General features: G+C 71.5%; 16 protein-coding genes and 1 pseudogene. 7 read left to right on the top strand and 10 right to left on the bottom strand.

Going from position 1 to position 21,341, the window contains the following annotated elements; all coding sequences use genetic code 11:
* Position 1: 1 nt before the first annotated feature.
* Complete coding sequence (locus ACGFNN_RS06805; protein WP_393553643.1) at positions 2-1,486, bottom strand: aldehyde dehydrogenase; 1,485 nt, start codon at positions 1,484-1,486, stop codon at positions 2-4.
* A gap of 289 nt (positions 1,487-1,775) precedes the next feature.
* Here ACGFNN_RS06805 and ACGFNN_RS06800 point away from each other — a divergent pair, with 289 nt between their 5' ends.
* The 3 genes from ACGFNN_RS06800 (at position 1,776) to ACGFNN_RS06790 (ending at position 4,205) form a co-directional block, all read left to right on the top strand.
* Positions 1,776-3,143, top strand: coding sequence for an MFS transporter (locus ACGFNN_RS06800; protein WP_393553642.1), 1,368 nt, complete (start codon positions 1,776-1,778; stop codon positions 3,141-3,143).
* Between the two features lie 172 nt (positions 3,144-3,315).
* Positions 3,316-3,861, top strand: a complete 546-nt coding sequence (locus ACGFNN_RS06795; RefSeq protein ID WP_393553640.1) for a MarR family winged helix-turn-helix transcriptional regulator — start codon at positions 3,316-3,318, stop codon at positions 3,859-3,861.
* Between the two features lie 101 nt (positions 3,862-3,962).
* On the top strand, positions 3,963-4,205 hold the full coding sequence (locus tag ACGFNN_RS06790) for a DUF6411 family protein (protein ID WP_362672332.1): 243 nt from the start codon (positions 3,963-3,965) through the stop codon (positions 4,203-4,205).
* A gap of 115 nt (positions 4,206-4,320) precedes the next feature.
* On the opposite strand, the gene ACGFNN_RS06785 is transcribed toward ACGFNN_RS06790, so the two are convergent.
* The 6 genes from ACGFNN_RS06785 to ACGFNN_RS06760 all read right to left on the bottom strand — a co-directional run bounded on the left by ACGFNN_RS06785 (position 4,321) and on the right by ACGFNN_RS06760 (position 11,375).
* Entirely contained in the window at positions 4,321-6,171 is a 1,851-nt protein-coding gene (locus ACGFNN_RS06785; RefSeq protein WP_393553638.1) for a dipeptide ABC transporter ATP-binding protein, read from the bottom strand.
* Positions 6,172-6,256: 85 nt separating this feature from the next.
* Positions 6,257-7,153, bottom strand: coding sequence for an ABC transporter permease (locus ACGFNN_RS06780; RefSeq protein ID WP_393553637.1), 897 nt, complete (start codon positions 7,151-7,153; stop codon positions 6,257-6,259).
* Positions 7,154-7,156: 3 nt separating this feature from the next.
* Positions 7,157-8,101, bottom strand: a complete 945-nt coding sequence (locus ACGFNN_RS06775) for an ABC transporter permease (protein ID WP_362543419.1) — start codon at positions 8,099-8,101, stop codon at positions 7,157-7,159.
* 1 nt (position 8,102) lies between these two features.
* The gene (locus ACGFNN_RS06770; RefSeq protein ID WP_393553635.1) at positions 8,103-9,695 is read right to left on the bottom strand and encodes an ABC transporter substrate-binding protein; all 1,593 of its coding nucleotides are present in this window, start codon (positions 9,693-9,695) and stop codon (positions 8,103-8,105) included.
* Positions 9,696-9,996: 301 nt separating this feature from the next.
* Complete coding sequence (locus ACGFNN_RS06765) at positions 9,997-10,080, bottom strand: putative leader peptide (protein WP_365527243.1); 84 nt, start codon at positions 10,078-10,080, stop codon at positions 9,997-9,999.
* Positions 10,081-10,157: 77 nt separating this feature from the next.
* Positions 10,158-11,375 carry an ROK family protein gene (locus tag ACGFNN_RS06760; RefSeq protein WP_393553633.1) on the bottom strand — a complete coding sequence of 406 codons (1,218 nt, stop codon included), beginning with the start codon at positions 11,373-11,375 and terminating at the stop codon, positions 10,158-10,160.
* Positions 11,376-11,896: 521 nt separating this feature from the next.
* Here ACGFNN_RS06760 and ACGFNN_RS06755 point away from each other — a divergent pair.
* The 3 genes from ACGFNN_RS06755 to ACGFNN_RS06745 all read left to right on the top strand — a co-directional run bounded on the left by ACGFNN_RS06755 (position 11,897) and on the right by ACGFNN_RS06745 (position 15,904).
* Positions 11,897-12,862: a TauD/TfdA family dioxygenase gene (locus ACGFNN_RS06755; RefSeq protein ID WP_362543410.1), complete on the top strand. Its 966-nt coding sequence runs from the start codon at positions 11,897-11,899 to the stop codon at positions 12,860-12,862.
* Positions 12,859-14,352 carry a sulfatase-like hydrolase/transferase gene (locus ACGFNN_RS06750; protein ID WP_393553631.1) on the top strand — a complete coding sequence of 498 codons (1,494 nt, stop codon included), beginning with the start codon at positions 12,859-12,861 and terminating at the stop codon, positions 14,350-14,352. The genes ACGFNN_RS06755 and ACGFNN_RS06750 overlap by 4 nt, the downstream gene beginning before the upstream one ends.
* A 106-nt stretch (positions 14,353-14,458) precedes the next feature.
* Positions 14,459-15,904: a glyceraldehyde-3-phosphate dehydrogenase gene (locus tag ACGFNN_RS06745; protein WP_362543404.1), complete on the top strand. Its 1,446-nt coding sequence runs from the start codon at positions 14,459-14,461 to the stop codon at positions 15,902-15,904.
* A 64-nt stretch (positions 15,905-15,968) separates the two neighbouring features.
* Here the strand turns inward: ACGFNN_RS06745 and ACGFNN_RS06740 are convergent, their stop codons facing one another.
* The 3 genes from ACGFNN_RS06740 to ACGFNN_RS06730 form a co-directional block, all read right to left on the bottom strand.
* A complete protein-coding gene (locus tag ACGFNN_RS06740) occupies positions 15,969-18,137 on the bottom strand; it encodes a SpoIIE family protein phosphatase (RefSeq protein ID WP_393553629.1) in 2,169 nt (722 codons plus the stop codon).
* Between the two features lie 137 nt (positions 18,138-18,274).
* Positions 18,275-19,492, bottom strand: a complete 1,218-nt coding sequence (locus tag ACGFNN_RS06735) for a GDSL-type esterase/lipase family protein (protein ID WP_393553627.1) — start codon at positions 19,490-19,492, stop codon at positions 18,275-18,277.
* Positions 19,489-20,103, bottom strand: a complete 615-nt coding sequence (locus ACGFNN_RS06730) for a TetR/AcrR family transcriptional regulator (protein ID WP_393553625.1) — start codon at positions 20,101-20,103, stop codon at positions 19,489-19,491. Before ACGFNN_RS06730 ends, ACGFNN_RS06735 begins: the two co-directional genes overlap by 4 nt.
* A 193-nt stretch (positions 20,104-20,296) precedes the next feature.
* Here ACGFNN_RS06730 and ACGFNN_RS06725 point away from each other — a divergent pair.
* Positions 20,297-21,149, top strand: a pseudogene (locus tag ACGFNN_RS06725) (class I SAM-dependent methyltransferase).
* Positions 21,150-21,341: the final 192 nt, after the last annotated feature.

The raw sequence follows: 21,341 nt of genomic DNA, 5'->3' as shown, positions 1-21,341 counted from the left end.
GTCAGTTGGCCCAAGGGAGCGGGTGGTCCGAGACGCCCCAGTACAGGGACTTCTGGCGCTGGTAGGCACGGATCGCGTCGCGGCCCTTCTCCGTACCGAGACCGCTGTCCTTCCACCCGCTGAAGGGGGTGGAGGCGCTGAACTGCTTGTAGGTGTTGATCCAGACCGTTCCGGCCTCGATCCGGCGGGCGAGTGCCCCGGCGGCGCGCAGGTCGCGGGTCCAGATCCCGCAGGCCAGGCCGTAGACGGAGTCGTTGGCCTGGCGGACCAGGTCGTCCTCGTCGTCGTAGGGCAGCGCGACCAGGACGGGGCCGAAGATCTCCTCCTGGCAGGTGCGCGAGGTGTTCTCCAGTCCGTCGATCACGGTGGGCAGGTAGTACGCCCCTCCCTCGTACGGCTCGCCCTCGGGGACCGCTCCACCGCACAGGACGCGTCCGCCCTCCGACCGGGCGAGGTCGACGTAGGCGGCGACGGAGTCACGGTGGCGGGGGTGGACCAGGGGGCCGACCTGGGTGGCCGGGTCGGTGCCGGGACCGACGCGCAGTGCGCGTACGCGCTCGACGAGTGCGCCGACGAAGGAGTCGTAGATATCGCGCGCCACGAAGAGCCTGGAACCGGCGATGCAGGACTGGCCGCTGGACGAGAAGATCCCGAACAGCACTCCGGCCAGGGCCTGTTCGACATCGGCGTCGGCGCGCACGATCGTCGGCGACTTCCCGCCCAGCTCCAGCGAGACGGGGATCAGCCTCCGGGCGGCGCTCTCGGCGATGGAGCGCCCGGTCTCCGTACCTCCGGTGAAGCCGATCCGGCCGACGAGGGGGTGGTGCACGAGGGCGTCACCGACCACCCTGCCGCTGCCGGGCAGTACGGAGACCAGCGCGGGCGGCAGCCCGAACTCGTCGAGCGCCTGGGAGATCAGCCGTCCGAGTGCCAGGGAGACCAGGGGGGTCCAGGCCGCCGGCTTGAGGATCACCGCGTTGCCCGCGGCGAGGGCGGGGGCGATCTTCTGCGCGTCGCTGGCGACCGGGGAGTTCCAGGGGTTGATCGCGCCGACGACGCCGATCGGTTCATGGGTGCTCACCGTGACGTATTCGCCGCGGGAGGGGGTCACCGCGTCCTCGGCGGTCTCCAGGACGGCCGCCATGTAGCGGAAGGTGCCTGCCGCGCTGAGCGCGAGCGCCCTGGTCTCGGTGAGGGTCTTGCCGGTGTCGGCGGTCTGCACGGCGGAGAGTTCGTCCGCGGCCCGCTCGGTGAGCTCGCCGATCCGGTGCAGCAGCCGGGCTCGCCCGTGAGCGGGCAGGTCGCGCCAGGCGGGATCGGCGACGGCCCGCGTCGCCGCCTCGGCCGCCTCGGCGACCTCGGCCGCGGTGGCGGAGTGGACGGTGGCGAGCACACGGCCGGTCGCGGGATCGAGGGTGTCGACGGGCTCGCCCGCACCGCGTCGCCACTGGCCCGCGACAAGGATTTCGGTGGGGAACTGCGGCACGGGTGGACCTCCGGGCGAGGCGGGGAAGGGGGTGGACTCCGGCCCGAGACAGGGCCGTTGACCCGCTCGACCTAACTGCCGAAGTGCTAGAAATCTAAGCGCTTAACTTTATTCCCGCAAGACCCCACCTCGAAGTCGCCGCCCGAACGGCCTTGAACACGAAGCCTGCGCCATCAAAGATGGGCGGCGGGCCGGCCAACAGCAACCATCTAGGCGCTTAACTATTGACCGCTTAGGTACATGGCTCTACTGTCCCGGAAAACCATCTGCCCGCGGAAGGACCCCCTCCATGACGACCGTGGCCGGCAAGCCCGCACTCGGTTCCATCGCCGCGAGACTGGAACGGCTGCCGCACTCCCGCTGGCACATCAAGGTCCGGTTCCTGATCGGAGCCGTGACCTTCTTCGAGGCGTTCGACCAGTTGCTGGCCGCGTCCGCGCTGCCCGTCCTGATGAAGGAATGGCACCTGTCCACCGGACAGGCCACCTTCGCCGTGACCTCCGCCTCGATCGGCATGCTGCTCGGCGCCCTGGCCGCCGGCTGGCTGGGCGACCGGATCGGCCGGGTGCGCACCGTGGCCCTGGGCGTCGCCGTCACCGGTCTCGCCAGCCTCGCCGTGGCCCTCTCGGGCAACATCGAGACGTTCGCGCTCTTCCGGTTCCTCCAGGGGCTCGGCATCGGCGGTGTCGTGCCGGTGGCCGCGACGTACATCAACGAGATCGCCCGGTCCGACAAGCGGGGCCGCTTCGTCCTGCTGTACGAGATGATCTTCCCCGCCGGACTCGCCGCCGCGACCCTGCTCGCCGTCTGGGTGGTTCCGGCCTTCGGCTGGCGCGCGATGTTCGTCGTGGGCGCTCTCCCGGTGGTGATCGGCGCGATGCTGCCGCGTCACGTCGAGGAGTCCCCGCGCTGGCTGCTGTCCCGCGGGCGTACGGCTGAGGCCGAGGCGGCCATCGCGCGGATCGAGGCGGAGGTCGCCCGCGCGACCTCGGAGGAGCTCCCGGCGCCGGCGCCGTCGCGGGACGAGGCGGACGAGCCCAGGGGCACGCTGAAGGACCTCTTCCGAGGCCGCTACCTGCGGCGCACGGCGGTGCTCTCCGGCCTGTGGTTCGTGGCCTACTACGTGAACCACGGCATCTCCACCTGGCTTCCGTCGCTCTACACGAAGGAGTTCGGCCTCGATCTGACCACAGCGCTCGTCTACACCCTGATCAGCAACGTCACCGGCCTGCTCGGCACCTTCATCATGGCCATGCTGATCGACCGCCTCGGCCGTCGGCCGGCCCTGACAGGCGCGTTCGTGGGCACCACGCTCTCGCTGGCCGTGCTGGCGCTGGCGGGGGCGGTTTCGGGCGGCCAGGTCGCGCTCTTCGCCTCGTGCACCACCTTCTTCCTGTACGCGATCAACGCGGGCCTCTACCTCTACTCCCCCGAGCTGTACCCCACGTCCAACCGGGCCAGGGGCGCGGCGTTCGGCGGACTGTGGAACCGGCTCGGCGTCATCCTCGGCCCGGTGGCCGTGGGCGCCGTCATCGGAGCGGGCGGCGGCTTGGCCCTGGTCTTCGCCCAGCTCGCCGCGGTCGCGGCGGTGGGCGCCGTGATCGCGTGGTTCGCCGTCGAGACCAAGGGCAGGACGCTGGAGGAGCTCAACGCCTGAGCCGGTGACACACAGGGGGTGCCGGGCGGCCGTACGTTCCACCGTCCGGCACCGGTCGGAACGGTCCGGCCCCCGTTCCGTGGGCGGATCGGCCCGTCACCTCAGCGGTAAGATTCTCAGTGCAGTGAGAAGCCGGGGGGACGCCGGCTCGAGCCGTACGGAGGGGAACACGATGGCAGCGGCGAGGCCCGCGGACCAGGACGCCGTGGCGAAGGTGGTCGAGGACTGGGCGCGCGAGCGTCCGGAACTGGACACCAGCCCACTGGAGGTCCTCGCCCGCCTGCACCGTTCCTTCCTGCGCTACAGCACCGGCCTGACCGAGTCGATCGAGCGGCACGGGCTGTCCGTGGCCGGCTTCGACGTCCTGACGGCGCTCCGCAGGTCGGGCGAGCCCTACCGGCTGACCGCCGGGCAGCTCGCCGACTCCGGGCTGGTGTCGTCGGCGGGGGTCACCCTGCGTATCGACCGGCTGGAGAAGGACGGGCTCATCGTCCGTGAGCGCGACACCCAGGACCGTCGGGTGGTGTACTCCCGCCTCACCGAGAAGGGTCTCGCCACGGTGGACAAGGCGTTCACCGAGCACCTGGACAACGAGAACCGGATGCTCGGCGGGCTCTCCCCCTCGGAACGCCGGCAGCTCGCCCGGCTGCTGCGCAAGCTGGAGGTCTCCATCCTGGACGCCGACGCCGACGCGGACCGGGCCGGACAGACGGACTGAGGCACCGTCAGGGCTGTTTCCGGACACCCTGACCTCGCCGCCGCGCATACAGGCGGCACGGCAGGGCACACGCCAGGGCACATCGACCCTGGGAGGAAATCATGGTTGTCGTCGGCATTGTCGCCGTCTGCGTCGTTCTGGCCGTTCTCGCGTTCTTCGTCCCGCGCCTGTCGCGCTATCCGGAACGCGGCACCCAGCGGACCCTGGGCGCCGGATCGCGTGCCGGGAGCAAGGCTCCGGGGATACTGGGCCGGCTCCTCAGCAAGCCCTTCAGCAGCAGTTCCAAGGCCGTGGGCCGGAGCGGCTCCGCCGGCCGCCGCACCCGGAGCCGGTTCCCCTTCTGACTCCCTCCCCGGGATCGGTTCCGGCTTCCCTTCAGCCGCCGGAGGGCGCGAGAGACCGTCCGGCCTACCCTCAGCTGCCCCGCACCCCGTCCCGAGTGACGGGGTGCGGGCGCGTTCAGGCGAGGGCCTCCGCACGCCGGGGCCGTACCGTCCGGGGCACGGGTTCCGGCGCGGCGGCGAGCAGGGCGCGCGTGTAGGGATCGCCGGGGTTCTCGCAGATCTCGTCGGCGCCGCCGCTCTCCACGATCCGGCCTTGGTGCATCACGGCGATGCGGTGACTGACCTGGCGGACCACCGCGAGATCGTGGGCGATGAAGACGAGGGCCAGGCCCAGGTCGCGCTGGAGATCGGTGAGCAGCCCCACGATCTGGGCCTGGACCGACACGTCGAGCGCCGAGACGGGTTCGTCGCAGATGAGGACGGTCGGCTCGGGGGCCAGAGCCCGGGCGATGCCGATGCGCTGCCGCTGGCCCCCGGAGAAGGAGCGGGGATGCCGGTCGGCGACCGCCGGGTCGAGACCCACGAGCCGCAGGAGTTCCGCCACCCGTTCGTCCCTCTCCCGCCGGCCACCGAGGCCGAAGGCGAGCAGCGGCTCCGCGATGATCTGCCCGACCGTCATCCTGGGGTTGAGCGAGGCGTACGGGTCCTGGAACACCATCTGGATCTGGCGCCGGATCCCGTGCAGGGCCCGGCGCGAAGGCCGCGTGACGTCCTCGCCGTGCAGGAGCACCGTGCCTCCGTCCGCGGGGTGGGCGTGCGCCAGCACCCGGGCCAGAGTGGACTTCCCGGAGCCGGACTCGCCCACGATGCCCAGGGTCTCCCCCGCGGACAGGGTGAGGGAGACACCGTCGAGTGCCGTGAACCCGCCGCGTCCGCCCGCGCCGCGCCTCCCGTAGGTCTTGCGCAGGCCCTCGGCCCGCAGGACGACGGGCCCCGGTGCGGGCCGGTCGATACGGGTGGGTGACGAGGGGGCGGGGAGTGGCTCGGTGCGCCCGGCGGCCGGCAGGCACGCGACCCGCACTCCCGGTACGGGTTCGACCGGCAGGGGCGTGGTCGTGAGGCAGCGGTCCTCGACGAGGGCGCAGCGCTCGGCGAACGCGCAGCCGTCACCGTGGAGCGCCAGGTCGGGTGGGCTGCCGGGAATGCCGGTGAGCCGGGTGCCCGACGGGGAGGCGAGGCGTGGCACCGCGGCCAGGAGGCCCGCGGTGTAGGGGTGCCGGGGACGGGCGAGCACCTCGGCCGTCGGGCCGTCCTCGACGACACCACCCGCGTACATGACGAGGACTCGCTCGCAGGTGCGGGCGACGACGCCCATGTTGTGGGTGATGAGGACGAGCGCGGTGCCGGTCTCGCGGTTGAGGTCGGACAGCAGGGTGAGGATCTGGTCCTGGACGGTGGCGTCCAGGGCGGTCGTCGGCTCGTCGGCGAGCAGGATGTCGGGCTCCGCGGCCAGGGCCATGGCGATCAGGATCCGCTGCCGCTGTCCGCCGGAGAACTGGTGGGGGTGGTCGTCCGCCCTGCGGTGCGGTTCGGGGACGCCGACCATGTCCAGGAGTTCGACGACACGGGCCCGGCGCGCCGTCCGGTCGTGGTTGCCGTGGGCGCGGAGGACCTCGTCCACGTGACGGCCGGCGGTCATCACGGGGTTGAGGGCCGTCATGGGGTCCTGGAAGACCATTCCGATCCGGGCGCCGCGGACCGAGCGGAGTTCCGCCTCGCTCGCGTCCGCCAGGTCCCGGCCGTCGAGCCGGACGGTGCCGGTGGTGATGCGGCCGGTGCCGGGGAGCATACGGGTGAGGGCGAGCGCGGTGGTGGACTTTCCCGAACCGGACTCTCCGACGACGGCGAGCGTCCCGCCGCGGCGCAGGGTGAAGGAGACCCCGCGCACGGCGGGCACGACCGAGCCGTCGGCAGTCGTGAACTCGACTCCGAGGTCGCGGACTTCGAGGAGTTCATGCGTGGTCATGAGTGTGTCTCCCGGCGTTCTTCGAGGAGTTCGGGCGCGGCCTCGGGCGCGCTCCACGGGCGGGCTCGGAGCTGCTCCGGCACCCTCATCGGCGTATCTCCCGGTTGAGCGCCTCGGCGATCAGCGAGAGTCCGAGGACGAGCGCGGTCACCGTGATCAGCGGGCCCGCGGCGAAGTGCGGGGCTTCGGACAGGTAGGGCAGGGACTGGCTCAGTACGGCTCCGAGGGTCGGTTCCGGTGGCCGTACCCCCACTCCGAGGAAGCTCATCGCCCCCTCGATGAACACGGCCACGGTCAGGGAGACCGCGATCTGGACGATCAGCGGGTCCGCGGCGTTGGGCAGGATGTGCCGGAAGAGCACCCTGCGCCCCGAACTCCCGCCGACGCGCGCCGCGGTGACGTACTCGCGCTCCCGCTGGACGAGGACGGAACCCCGCAGCAGCCGGCCGAAGACCGGGATCTCCGCCAGAGCGATGACGAGGACGACGGGGGTACGGCCGGGGCCGAGTATCGCGGTGACGGCCAGGGCGAGGATCAGACCGGGAAAGGCCAGGACGAGGTCGAAGACACGCTGCACGATCGTGTCCGCCACCGGGTGGGAGGCGGCCAGGAGCGCCGCTAGGCAGCCGAGTACGGCTCCGAGCGGGACCGCTGCGGCGATGATGCCGAGGTCGGCGCGGATTCCGTACAGCAGCCGGCTGAGCAGGTCGCGCCCCAGGTCGTCCGTGCCGAGGGGATGCCCGGGGGTGCCGAAGGGCGCGAGGCTCTGCGCGCTCTGGCCGGTGGGGCCGTGTGCGGACAGGAGCGGCGCGAGGAGGCCGGCCAGCACCACCACGCCGACCAGGGCGAGGCCTGTGCGGGCGCGCGCGGTGGTCAGTGCGCTGCGGTAGGGATGGCGTGGGCGGCCCCGGCGGCCGGCCCGTTCACGGGTGGCCGAGGGAGGGGGCGGTCCGGTGAGGACGCCGTCGGTCGGTGCGGTCATGGTTCACTCCCACCTGATCCGGGGATCGAGCCAGGCGTACACGAGGTCGGTGAAGAGCTGGACGAGGACGAAGACGGCGACCAGGAGCAGCAGGAGGTCCTGGACGACCGGGTAGTCGCGGCGTACGAGGCCCTGTTCGGCGAGCCGGCCGAGACCCGGCCACGCGAAGATCGCCTCCACGAGCACGGCTCCGCCGAGGAGATGGCCGGTCTGCATGCCGAGGAGGGTGACGGCCGGCGGGAGAGCATTGGGCAGGGCGTGCTTCCACAGCAGTCTTCGTGGGGAGACTCCGGCGGCGGTCGCGGTGCGGATGTAGTCCTCGGCCAGGGCGTGTTCGATGCCGTCCTTGAGATACCGGCCGAGTACGGCCGCGCTCGGGAGGGCGAGGCAGAGCGCGGGGAGCACGAGGTACTGGACGGCGAGGTCGGGGGCGGTGAGGAAGGCGATCCGTCCGCCGGCGGGCAGCACACCGAGCACCACGGCGAACAGAAGCACGAGCACGACACCGGTGATGAAGGGCGGTACCGCGAGGGCGGCGGTCGTGACCGCCCTGATCGAGGAACGCGTCGAGCGGCTGCGGGAGGTGGCGCCCAGGATACCGAAGGCACCTCCGAGCAGGATCACGAACGCGAGGGCGGCAAGGGTGAGTTCGACGGTGGCGCCGAGTCCGTCCCGGATCAGGTCGGCGGTCTGCCCGCCGATCGCGTACGAAGGACCGAGGTCGCCCGTCGCCAGGGATCCGATCCAGTGGACGTACTGGGTGAGGAGCGGGGCGTCGAGCCCGAGTCGCTCCCGGATGGCGGCGACGGTCGCGGCGTCCGCGTCGGGGCCCGCCAGTGTGGTGGCGGGGTCGCCGGGGACGAGCCGCAGGAGGGTGAAGACGAGGAAGGAGGCGATGACCAGGACGAGGACGGCGGAGGGGATCCTCCGGAGCAGGTAGCCGCGCATGTCACACCAGGTAGGCGTTGTCGAGGTCGAGGTAGGAGAACTTGTTCAGGGTGGCACCGTGCAGACCGGCGGCGGACACCTGGACCTGTCCGCGGACGACGAGGTCGATGATGAAGGCCTCGTCGAGCAGGATGCGGGAGATGCTCTCGTGCAGGGCGTTCACCGCGGCCGGGGTCTGCTCACGCTTCGTCCAGGCTTCGCGCACCACTTCGGTGTACCGGGCGGAGCGGTACCGGGAGGTGTTCTTCGCCTCGTTGAACGGATAGGCGCTCACCGCGAGGGTGGAGGGCTGCACCTGCGCGAAGCCGTGTCCCGCGGCCCACAGGGCCGGCATGTCCTGGGAGATCAGCTTCTTCTGCGCGGTCGCGGGATCGGTGGGCTCCAGTGTCACCCGGACCCCCACCTGTTCGAGGTCGTACTGGATGGACTCGGCTATCGCCGTCTCGCCCGGCAGGGCGACGTGCAGCAGCGGCAGGCGGAGCGAGGTGACACCGGCGGAGCGCAGCAGTTCCCTGGCCTTGCCGGGGTCGTGTGCGTAGTGGGTGCGGTGGGTTTCGGAGAACGCGGGCGAGGACTTGGGCCAGGGGGCGGAGGAGGCCAGCCCGTAACCTCCCAGGGCCTGTTCGAGCAGCCGGTCGCGGTCGACGGCCCGGGCGAGGGCCTGACGGACCGTCCGGTCGTCCAAGGGGGCGACGGTCGTGTTGACGCCCAGGTACACGGCGCCCCCTCCGGTGTCGTAGTCCTTGACGCGCAGCCTCGTGTCGTTCTTCAGGGCCCCGAGGTTCTTGCCCGGCACGTTGAAGGAGAGCTGGGACTGGCCGGAGCGGAGTGACGAGATGAGTGCGTCCGCCTGTGGGATCACGCGTAGTTCGACGCCGTCGAGATACGGGCGGCCCGGCTGCCAGTAGTGGTCGTTGCGTTCCAGGCTGAGCCCGGAGCCGGGGCTCCACCGGGTGAGCCGGAAGGGGCCTGTGCCGATCAGCTTCCCGCCTGTGACGGCGTCCTCCACCGACTCCGGGTCCGAGATGATCATGAATTCGAAGAGGTCGAAGAGGTTGTTCACCGGGTGCGCCAGTTTCAGTACCAGTTCATGGTCGCCCCGTTTCTCGAAGCCGGTGACAGCCTCGGCAGTGGCACGCAACTGGGCGGCGCGCAACGGGTTCTGAAGGTTCTTCACCGCGAAGACGACATCGTCCGCCGTGAACTGGCGGCCGTTGTGGAAGGTGACGTCGTCCCGCAGGCGCAACGTGATGCTCCGCCCGTCGTCGGCGTACGTCCAGGACTCGGCGAGCTCGGGCTTCGGGGTGAGCCGGTCGTCGTAACGGGTCAGGGTGTTGTAGATCAGCCTGTGCTGCAGGGACTGCCCGCTCTGCGAGAAGAGCAGCGCGGGCGTGAAGTCGCTGTTGACGGCCACCTGGAGGGTGCCTCCGCGCCGGGGGCCGGCGCTCTCGCTCCGGGAGCCTGCCGAGGCCTCGGACACCGCCGAACGGCAGCCCGCCAGCCCTGTTCCGAGGAGCAGGGTGCCGGCGCCTGCGGCGCGGAGTGCGGAGCGCCGGGACGGTCCCGTGGGCGCGTTGGGGTACAGCTCGGTCATCGAGGCCTGCCTGTGACGGGAAGGGACGGTGAAGGAGGCCGAGGGAAGCGGGAGGCGGCCACGCCGGTCGCTCACGCGCCGGTCGGGTTCCGCGCAGATTTCTTCCGCTGCGGCACGAAAAGGGGTCGCATCGGTCCGGCCCGAGGTGTCCGCCGCCCTGGAGGGTGCGCGCGGACGGTTCAGGCCGGAAGGACGGCCGTTCGAGAGGCCGGTGCGGAGGACGGCAGCCGGCGGCGACGGTCGCTCCGGCGGTCACGCGCCGATCAGGCGCGGTCCCGGGCCGGGAGGGAAGGGGCCGGGATCAGTCGCGGACGGCACAGACCGCGCTGGCCTGTCGACAGAGGTCGACGTGCCTGCGGGAGATGAGGCGCTTGTCCGGGTTCACGGGAGCAATATGGCAGCGGGCCCGTCGAACGGTCAACCCGCTCTGTCCGCATCCTGGTACGCGCGTCCCGGCGGAGCTCACCCGGCCGTGCCCTTTCCCGTGACCGCCAAAGGCCTTCTGAACAGCGGGTTCAGCAGCACCGTCCCGGCCGCCACCGGCAGTGCGGCCGTCCCGGCATGCGGACCGACGATGCGGCCGGGGTCCTGGCAGACATGGGAGAGGTCGACCGCCGCGCCGCGGATCTCCTCCAGGTACTCGGGGTCGAGCAGGCTGGAGTGCTCGGTGACCACCACGAGATCGGGGTTGACGACGTCGAGCAGCAGCGCGACCGCGCGGCCCACCGCGCGTGCCCGCTCCCGCAGCAGGCGGTCCGCGCGCCGGTCACCTGCCGCCGCCGCGTCCACCACCAGGAACGCGTCCGGCTCCGGGACGATCCCACGGCGCACAGCGGTGACCCCGACCGCCGTGTTGGAGGCGGTCGCCCCGAGACAGCCCGACCTTCCGCACGGGCAGGGAACCGTGGAGTCCGGGACTGGCAGGTGAGCCACGTCGCCGGCCGCGGAGCCGGGACCCTGGTGGACCACCCCGGCGATTCCCAGAGCGGCGTCGACCACATTGCCCACGAAGAGGTGGACGAGGCTGCGGCGCGCGGCCGGTCTGCCGAACAGGATCTCCGACTGTGCGATGGCACGGGCATGGTTGTCGATCCGCACGTCGATTCCGCCCAGCCCGTCGGCGAGTTCGGCGGCGAGCTGACGCCGGCGCCAGCCCAGCGCGTCGTGCCGGACCACGGTCCCCCGCCCCGGGTCCACCCATCCGCCGAGCGCCGCGCCCATCCCCAGCAGGGGCCTGCCGTCCACCGATTCCGCGAGGAAGACACGCATGGCTTCGACGATGCGGCCGGGCAGTTCCCCGGCTTCGGTCGCGTCGTGCGGGAACCGGCGCCTGGCGAGCAGCCGCCCACGGAGGTCCATCAGGCCGAACGTCGAGGCGGGCACCCCGATGTGGACGCCGGCCGCCACCGGTCCGCGGGCGGCACCGGTGTGCAGGTCGACCGGGATCTGGGGCCTGCCCACACCGCTGCTCACCACCTGCTCGGGCAGCTCTCTGACCAGTCCCAGGCGGACCAGGTCGGCGCACTGCCGCGACACGGCGGCGGGGCTGAGCCCGCAGAGATCCGCGATCGCCCTCCGGGCGACGGGGCCACGGTCGAGGACCGCGCGCAGGACCGCGGCGGCGTTGGTCTCACGCCGCCCGTCACCGGTCGTCCGGGGGATGTGCGGGGCGGCTGCCATGAGGATTCCTTCGGTCCTGCGACGTGGTGCGGTCGCGACGTTACGGCGGCATGAAATGGTCGCGGGTCGCTCGGCCCCGCCTGCGGCCGACCGCGACCGGCCTCGCGATCAGGGAAGAACCGCAGATCGGAGGCGGTATGACGGAACATCATCACGGGCGGTTCGAGCGACGATTCAACCACTGCCAAGGCCCGGTGGTGGACGGTGAGGGTGCTTGACGTCCAACGCGGGGCGCTGGAATTCTCCGGGACATGTTCGCGACGGCCGATCTCGCTGCGCGGCCGGTCCGCGCCGGCCGCCCCACCGCTCCGGTGGCGTGTCCGGGCGTCTGTCCCGCCGGCTGATCCTGCCTTCCCGGCCACGGCCGGCGGATTCGTTCCACCCCCTCACCCCGGCGGTCCTCCCGCCCTCCGCCTCTCTCGCGCAGGCCGCTCGACCGACCAGTGCCTTTCTCGTCGTAATTACTTCCTCTCCGAAATCAATTCGGCGGCCTCGCCGTCCACACCCTGAAGGGATCCCTCATGTCCTCCACCACCACCGCCCCCGCCTCCACCGTCACCGTCCGCAAGATCGGCGGACGGATCGGCGCCGTCATCTCCGGAGTACGTCTCGGGGGCGATCTGGACCCCGCGACCGTCGCCGAGGTCAGGTCCGCCCTGCTGGCGCACAAGGTCGTGTTCTTCCGGGGCCAGGACCACCTTGACGAGGCCGGCCACGAGGCCTTCGGCCGACTGCTCGGCACGCCGGTCGCGCACCCCACCGTCCCCTCCGCGGACGGTCGTTACTCGCTGGGCATCGACTCCGACCACGGCGGCCGCGCCAACCAGTGGCACACCGATGTGACCTTCGTGCCCGCCTACCCGGCGTTCTCGATCCTGCGCGCGGTCGTCGTCCCGCCGTACGGCGGCAACACCCTGTGGGCCAGCACCGGTGCGGCGTACGCGGAACTGCCCGAGCCGCTGCGGGTGCTCGCCGACAGCCTGCGAGCGGTGCACTCCAACGACTACGACTACGTGGCGGTGCGCCCCGAGGCCCTGCCGGAGGCCTTGGCCCAGTACCGCGAGGTGTTCACCTCGACGAAGTTCCTCACCGAGCACCCGGTGGTCCGGGTGCATCCCGAGACGGGCGAACGCGTACTGCTGCTCGGCAACTTCGTCCAGCGCATCAGCGGTCTGACCGGGCGCGACTCCCGGGCGCTGCTCGACCTGTTCCAGTCCCACATCGAGCGCCCGGAGAACACCGTGCGCTGGCAGTGGGAGACCGGCGACGTCGCCATCTGGGACAACCGCGCGACGCAGCACTACGGGGTGGACGACTCGGACGGGCACGAGCGCAAGCTCCGCCGGGTCACCGTCGACGGTGACGTTCCGGTCGGCGTCGACGGCCGCTCCTCGAAGCTGATCAGCCCCGAGGAGGTCCCGGACCCCTCGTACGGCATCCCGTCCGGTGCGTCGACGGCCTCCGGCACGGAGCCCGCGCGCGCATGAGCGGCGACTCCCTCACGCTCGCCCCGGTGGACGGTGACCGGTCACCGTCCACCGGGGCCGGCCCCCAGATCATCGTCGTCCTCACGGACCAGCAGCGCTGGGACACCACCGGGGTCCACGGCAATCCGGCGGGGGTGACGCCCGAGTTCGACAGGATCGCCCGCGAGGGCACCCTGTTCGAACACGCCATCACGCCCAACCCCGTCTGTGCCCCGGCCCGTTCAGCCCTTCAGACAGGCCGCTTCCCCACCGCGTCGGGCGTGTTCCGCAACGGCGTCCGGCTACCCGACGGCGTTCCCACCCTCGCGGGGGCGTGCGCCGCGTCCGGCTACACGACCGGGTACATCGGGAAGTGGCACCTGGCCGGGGAGGACGGTCCGGACGGCCCGGTGCCCCGGGAACGGCGCGGTGGCTACGAGCGGTGGCTGGCCTCGGACCGTCTCGAGTTCACCTCGGACGCCTACCGCACGGTCGTGTACGACGAGGGCGGCGAGCCGGTCCGGCTTCCCGGATACCGGTCGGACGCGCTGATCGATGCCGCGATCCGCTTCGTGGCCGACCACCACGACCGTCCCTACCTCCTCTTCGTCTCCCTGCTGGAGCCCCATCACCAGAATCCCACCGATGATCACCCGGCCCCCACGGGCGGTCGCGGGCGGTTCGAGGGGGCCTGGCTTCCGCCGGACCTGGCCGCCCTCTCACCGGCCGCCCCGCAGGGCGGGGCCCACCGCCATCTCGCGGGCTACCTCGCCCAGATCCGGCGGGTCGACGAGGGCGTGGGCCGGCTGCGCGACGCCCTGCGGAGTCTCGGAACGGAGGACCGCACCCTACTGGCGTGGACCTCCGACCACGGCTCCCATTTCCGCACGCGCAACGGCGAGTACAAGCGTTCGGGGCACGACGCGTCCGTGCGGGTGCCTCTGGCGATCACCGGACCGGGCTTCACCGGTGGCGGACTCGTGCGGCATCCGGTGAGCACGGTCGATCTGATGCCCACTCTGCTGGATGTCGCGGGCGTCACCGTGCCCGACGGGGTCCAGGGCCGGTCGCTGCTGCCGCTGACGGGCGGACGGCAGGACCCCGGACGGGCCCCTTCCGTCCTGGTGCAGATCAGCGAGGACAGGGTGGGGCGCGTGCTGCGCACCGCACGGTGGACCTATGTGGTGGACGCCCCGGGCGCCGACGCGTGGAACGAACCGGACGCGGGCGAGTACAGGGAGACAGAGCTGTACGACCTCGAGGCCGACCCCCATCAGCTCGACAACCTCGCCGGGCTCGACTCGCACCGGACGGTGGCGGACGGGCTGCGCGCGGAGCTGCTGCGGTGGCTCGAGCGTGTCGAGGAGGTACGGCCGGAGATCGTCCGCGCGGCACCCCGCCCCGCGGGGCAGCGTCGCGCCGAGTCGTTCCCCGGCACAGTTCCCTGGGAGGGGGTGCGATTCGGGCACCGGCCCGGCCGCCGGGCGGAGACAGCGGCGGGGCGCCCCTGAGCGGAGCGGTTCACGACGACGGACGAGATCCCCGGTGACACCGATGGCGTGATCGAATATCGGTGCGGTTAACATATGAGCACCGCCTAGCTCGAAAGATGGACTTGTGACTGCCACCGAGGACTCGTTCACCAATTGGAAGACCCGCGAGGAGATCGCGGAGTCGATGATCCCGATCATCGGGAAGCTGCACAGGGAGCGGGACGTCACGATCCTGCTCCACAGCCGCTCCCTGGTGAACAAGTCGGTGGTCAGCATCCTCAAGACCCACCGGTTCGCCCGGCAGATAGCCGGCGAGGAGCTCTCGGTCACGGAGACCCTCCCCTTCCTGCGGGCCCTCACCTCGCTCGACCTCGGGCCGTCGCAGATCGACCTGGGCATGCTCGCCGCGACGTACCGGAGCGACGACCGCGGGCTGTCGGTCGACGAGTTCACCGCCGAGGCAGTGGCGGGCGCGACCGGCGCCAACAAGACGGAGCGGCGTGAGTCGCGCGACGTCGTCCTGTACGGCTTCGGCCGCATCGGCCGTCTCCTGGCGAGGCTGCTCATCGAGAAGACCGGTTCCGGCAACGGCCTGCGGCTGCGCGCGATCGTGGTGCGCCGGGGCGCGGGCCAGGACATCGTGAAGCGCGCGTCGCTGCTGCGCCGCGACTCCATCCACGGCCAGTTCCAGGGCACGATCACCGTCGACGAGGCGAACAGCAGGATCATCGCCAACGGCAACGAGATCCAGGTGATCTACTCGGACGACCCGACCGCGGTGGACTACACGGCGTACGGCATCAAGGACGCCATCCTCATCGACAACACGGGCCGCTGGCGTGACCGTGAGGGCCTGTCCCGGCACCTGCGTCCCGGCATCGCGAAGGTCGTCCTGACCGCACCGGGCAAGGGCGACGTCCCCAACATCGTGCACGGCGTCAACCACGACACCGTCAAGCCGGACGAGCGGATCATCTCCTGCGCCTCGTGCACCACCAACGCCATCGTCCCCCCGCTGAAGGCGATGGCGGACGAGTACGGCGTGGTGCGCGGTCACGTGGAGACCGTCCACTCGTTCACCAACGACCAGAACCTGCTGGACAATTACCACAACTCCGACCGCCGCGGGCGCTCGGCACCGCTGAACATGGTGATCACGGAGACGGGTGCCGCCTCGGCCGTGACGAAGGCGCTGCCGGATCTCCAGGCGAAGATCACCGGCAGTTCCATCCGCGTCCCGGTGCCGGACGTCTCGATCGCCATCCTCAATCTGCAGCTCGAGCGGGGCACCACACGCGAGGAGGTCCTGGACCACCTCCGCAACGTCTCGCTGACCTCCCCGCTGCGCCGCCAGATCGACTTCATCACCGCCCCCGACGCGGTGTCGAGCGACTTCATCGGCTCGCGTCACGCCTCGATCGTCGACGCCGGAGCCACCAAGGTCGAGGGCGACAACGCGATCCTCTACCTCTGGTACGACAACGAGTTCGGCTACTCCTCCCAGGTCATCCGGGTCGTGCAGCACGTCTCGGGTGTGGAATACCCGACCTACCCGGCACCCGAGGCCTGACGCCGGCGGTCCCCGGTCTCCTTGCGGGAGACCGGGGGCCGGGGACCGGGCGGGGCGCCGTAGGTCAGAGCAGCTCCGACTCCTCCGCTCCCGGGAGCGGCTGTTCCGCCCAGATGGTCTTGCCCGTGCCCGAATACCGGGTGCCCCAGCGCCGGGTGAGACTCGCGACGAGCAGGAGACCGCGTCCCCCCTCGTCGAACATCCTGGCCCGGCGCAGATGAGGAGCGGTGCTGCTGCCGTCGAAGACCTCGCAGATCAGCGCGGCGTCCCGGATGAGGCGGAGCCGGATCGGATCTCCGCCGTGGCGAATGGCGTTGGTGACCAGCTCGCTGACAACCAGTTCGGTGGTGAACACCGCGTCGTCCAGGCCCCAGGCCGCCAACTGCGCCGCGGCCCGCTTGCGGGCGTTCGAGACGACCGCCGGGTCCGCGGGCAGGTCCCACGCGGCGTAGTGCCCCGCGTCGAGCCGCCGCGTCCTGGCCAGCAGCAGGGCGACGTCGTCGTTCTGCTGCCCTCGGACCAGTGTGTCCATCACGGTGTCACCGGATGCCTCCAGGGAGAGCCCCCGGCGGCCGAGCACTTCGAGAAGCTCCGCCATGGCGGCGTCCGTGTCCGTACCGGCCGCCTCGATCAGCCCGTCCGTGTACAGGGCGATCCGGCTGTCCTCGGGCAGATCGAACTCCGCCGCCTCGAAGGCACTGCCGCCGACGCCGAGCGGCGGGCCGGGCGGAAGGGCGAGCACTTCCACCGTGCCGTCGGGGCGGGCGAGCACCGGTTCGGGATGACCCGCGCGAGCCATCCCGCACGAACCGGTGGCCGGGTCGTACACCGCGTAGAGGCAGGTCGCACCGGTCACCCGCGCACCCTCGGGGCTGTTGACCGGCTGCTCACGGTCGAGCGTGAGCACGAGGTCGTCGAGCTGGGTGAGCAGTTCGTCCGGTGCGAGATCGACATCGGCGAGCGTGCGCACCGCGGTACGGAGCCTGCCCATCGTCGCCGAGGCGTGGACGCCGTGCCCCACGACGTCGCCGACGACCAGGGCGACGCGGGCGCCGGAGAGCGGAATGACGTCGAACCAGTCGCCTCCGATCCCGTTCCCTCCGGTGTTCGGCAGGTAGCGCGCGGTGACCTCGACGGCTCGCTGCCTCGCCGCCCGGCGCGGCAGCAGACTTCGCTGCAGGGCGAGGGCCGTCTCCCGCTCCCGTGTGTAGCGCCTCGCGTTGTCCACGCAGACGGCCGCTCGGGAGACGAGTTCGGAGGCGAGCTGCAGGTCGCCGGCCCCGAAGGGCCTCGGCGTCCGGTGACGGCAGAACTGTGCGACGCCGAGGGTGACCCCGCGCGCGCTCAACGGCACGACCAGGGCGGAGTGGATCTTGTACTCCCGCATGGTCCGCAGCCGCGCGGGGTCGCCCTTCATCCAGCGCGGCAAGGCGTCGTCGTCGACGAGCACGCGCACCGGCTCTCCGTGGACGAGAGCGCGCCCCACCACGGAGTCCCGGTCGTAGGCGTGGGTCTCGCCCAGGGGGACGACCGCCTCGGGACAGCCCTCGAGTACGGAGCCCTGGGCCGCCCTCTCGAAGCTGATCAGGCCCCTGCGGTGCGCGGGGGCGGTCTCGTCACCGGTCACCACCTCCGAGAGCAGGTCCACGCTGACGAAGTCGGCGAATTCCTCCACTGCGAGTTCCGCGAGCTCCTCGGCGGTGCGCTCCACGTCGAGGGTGCTGCCGATGCGCATGCTCGCCTGGTTCAGCACCGCGAGACGCCTGCTCGCCCAGTACTGCTCCGTCGTGTCCACCATGACGACGCACACGCCCTGCACCTCACCCCCGGCGTCCTTCACGGGCGAGAGCGCGGCCTGCCAGACATGATCACCGTGCTGCGCCTTCAGGTGCATCTCGTAGGTGGCGGCGTCACCGGTCCGCATCACCCGGTCGAACGCCTCGGAGAGCCCTTCGCCGCCCTCCAGGAACAGGCCGGGCTCGATCTCGCCGGGCCGCAGGCCCAGCATCTCGGCCTCCGTCCTTCCGACCGATGCCGCCCGGTTCACCATGGCGAGCCGCTGGTCCGTGCCGAAGAACGCCACCGGGACGGGCAGCTGCTCCAGGATCCCGCGCCGCTGCTCGTCCGACACCCCGGTGCCTGTCGCCGGCTCGGCGCGGGAGCGCCCGGGCGGGCCTCCACCGGCCCCGGGCTGGCCGGAGGAGCCGGTCTCGTCCGGGGTCATGGGGCCCATCACTCGTCCTCCCTCGGCGGGCGGACCGCGAACCCGCGATGCGCCCCTGTCCAAGGATGCCCACGTGTGACCTGGGTCTCAACCGCCGCCCCGTCCTGTGAGCCGTTCGGGGCCGGATCAGGGCTCGTACGAGACCCTCACCGCTCCAGGCCCACCGCCCGGTTCGGGGACGTGTCCGGCCCGCCGCCGAACGGGCCCCCCTCGCCGAAGGCGAGACGCGCGAAGCGTTCGCCGATGCGACGGTGCGTCGCGGCGTCGGGATGCAGCGCGTCGGGCAGCGGCAGCACCGCGGAATCCGCCTCGCCGTAGAGCTCACGGCCGTCGAGGTAGTACAGATTCGGATCCTCGGCGGCCCGCTGCCCGACGATCCGCGCGAGCTCCTGCCTGATGACGGTCAGCGTGAGCTTTCCCGCGACGGTCTCGGCGGGATCCCCCGCGGCACGGAAGGCCAGCTTCCCCTCCGCCAGTGCGCCGAGGTCCGGGGCGCTGGGGCCCGGAGTCTGCTCGTGGATGGGACACAGGAGGGGCGAGACGACCAGCAGCGGAGTGGAGGGGTGTCCTTCCCGGATCGTGTCGAGGAATCCGTGGACGGCCGGAGTGAAGGCGCGCATCCTCATCGCGTCGGTGTTGACCAGGTTGATCCCGGCCTTGACGCTGATCAGGTCGGCGGGCGTGTCCCGCATGGCCCGCGCCGTGAACTGATCCAGCAGGGCGCCGCCGCCGAACCCCAGATTGACCAGTTCGACCCGGCCGATCGTCGCGGCGAGCGCGGGCCACGTGGTGCTGGGACTCGCCGCGTCGGAGCCATGGCTGATCGAACTGCCGTGGTGCAGCCACACCGCGCGGCTACGGTCGTGTGCCGGCTCGGCCGGTGCGTCGGCACGCAGGGCGACCAGTTCGGTGGTCTCGTTGTGCGGCAGCCAGATCTCCACGTCCTTGAGCCCGCGCGGCAGACCGTCGAAGCGCACGGTGGTCACCGCCCCCGGCCTCGTCTCGGTGGCTCCGGTGGCCATGTCGATGACCAGCACGTTCCCACCCTCCGCCACGGCCTGCCCGGCGGCCCGGCCGTCGACCAGGAGGTCGTACACGCCGTCCGGGCGCGGTGGCGCGCCGAGGTACACGCGCTTGGTGGGGAGGGTGTCCAGCTCCAGGACCGTGGCCCGGGTGCGCAGTGCGACCCGGACACCGGACGGCTGGGTCTCGGCCATGGCGAGCTGACCGTCCGTGTTCAGGGACCGGGCACGGGCGGGCAGCCGGTGCGGCAGCAGACCGTGCTCGGTGCGCTCCAGGTCGAGGGCTCCGCGCAGCAGGTCCCCGGTGAGGGGGATGGCGGTCAGGGGGACATGCGTGGTCATTCTCGGCCGCCTGTCGGGGGTAGATGTCCGGGCCCGGCGGGAGGGGGTGCGGGCCAGTTGCGCAGCAGGGCGTCGAGGGCGTCCAGGACGCGCGACCAGGTCTCCTGCGTGCCGGGTTCGCTGTGACTGAAACTCCCGCCCGACTCCAGGCTGATGTAGCCGTGGAAGACGCTGCCGAGCAGCCTGACGGCGTGGGTCTGGTCCGGTTCGCTCAGGTCGTATCCGCGCAGTACGGCCCGTGTCATGCGGGCGTGGCGCACTCCGGCGCTCGCGGCGGCCGTCTCCGGGTCGAGCCGGGTCTGGGCGGCGGCGTATCGGCCGGGGTGCTCGCTCGCGTAGTCCCGGTAGGCGTCGGCGAACGCTTCCAGCGCGTCCTTGCCGGCCCGCCCCGCCAGGGCGGCGGCCACACGGTCGGCCATCTCCTCCAGGGCCAGCAGGGCGATCCTGGTCCTGAGGTCCTGGGAGTTCTTCAGATGCGAGTAGAGACTGGCGTCCTTGACGCCGAACTGCCGGGCGAGGGCCGCGACGGTCACCTTGTCGAAGCCGACTTCGTCGGCCATCTCCGCTCCGGCCCGCGTCAGACGCTCCGCGTTCAGACCCGCTCGTGCCATGGATACCACCCTCTTCGAGAGGTGCGATTATGCATTTCCCTAGGAACCCTAGGCAAATCACCAGCCACCCTAAGCGAACAGCCCTCCCCCGGTCACGACGCCGCGGCGGCATCGACCGGCCCACCCCGACAGGGGGCCGGGACGCCAGGAGTGGGGCCGTCCGCCCGACGGTCGCGGAACGGGCGGGTGAGCGATGACCACCGACCGGGAATGGGACGACCGGCTGTTCGCGGGGACAGCCGGCTACTACCGCCGCGGCAGGCTTCCTTACACCCCCGGCCTGGCGGACACCCTCGCCGAAGCGCTGGACCTTGACGGCCTGGGGCGCCTGATCGACGTGGGCTGCGGGCCGGGCGTCGTCGCGCTCGAACTCGCGCACCTCTTCCAGGAGGTGGTCGGAGTGGATCCGGACCCCGGAATGATCGCCGAAGCTCGGCGCGCCGCGGATCGCGCGGGATCCGACGGGAAGGCGCGGTGGGTGAGAGCCCGGGCGGAGGACCTTCCGGCGGGCCTGGGTTCGTTCACCGTCGCGACATTCGCACAGTCCTTCCACTGGATGGACCGCGCATTCGTGGCGTCGACCGTGAGGTCGATGCTCCTCCCGGGCGGCTCACTCGCACACATCTCGGACCTCAAGACGGGGAACACCACGACCTCCGGGCTCCCGCACCCCCCTCCACCACACGCCGCGATCCGGGAACTGGTGGAGCGCCACCTGGGACCGGTACGGCGGGCGGGGCGAGGGGTGCTCCCGCAGGGCACCCCCGGGGGCGAGGCGGAGATCCTCTCCCGCGCGGGCTTCGGCGGGCCCCGGCGCCTCGTGGTCCCCGACGGACGGACGCTCGAGCGGAGCTGGGACGACATCGTCGCGAGCGTCTTCTCGATGTCCTTCTCCGCCCCCCCATCTCTTCGGCACACGACTGAGCGTTTTCGAGGCCGAGTTGCGAACGATCCTGCGGAAGGCTTCGCCGTCGGGCCTGTTCTCCGAACGAGCACCGGGCACCGAGGTGCACATCTGGGACAGAGACGCACGCTCCGACCACTGAACCCTTGCCTCGCCACGCGCCCGGCCCCACGGCGCGCACATCGCCCCCGCACGCACCGAAACCGCCCGCAACACCAATCATCGATTCCGAAAGTTTCGACCTCGAACGGAGCACTCAAAGACTCATTCCGCTCGGGACGCACATACGCAGAAACCCGCCTGGCAAGAACATTCGTTCCCACCTGCACAATCT

Origin of the sequence: Streptomyces sp. NPDC048590 (assembly GCF_043199535.1) — a bacterium.
GTDB lineage: Bacteria > Actinomycetota > Actinomycetes > Streptomycetales > Streptomycetaceae > Streptomyces.
Note: the sequence above shows the minus strand (reverse complement) of the source record. Positions and strands in the feature narration are given on the sequence as shown.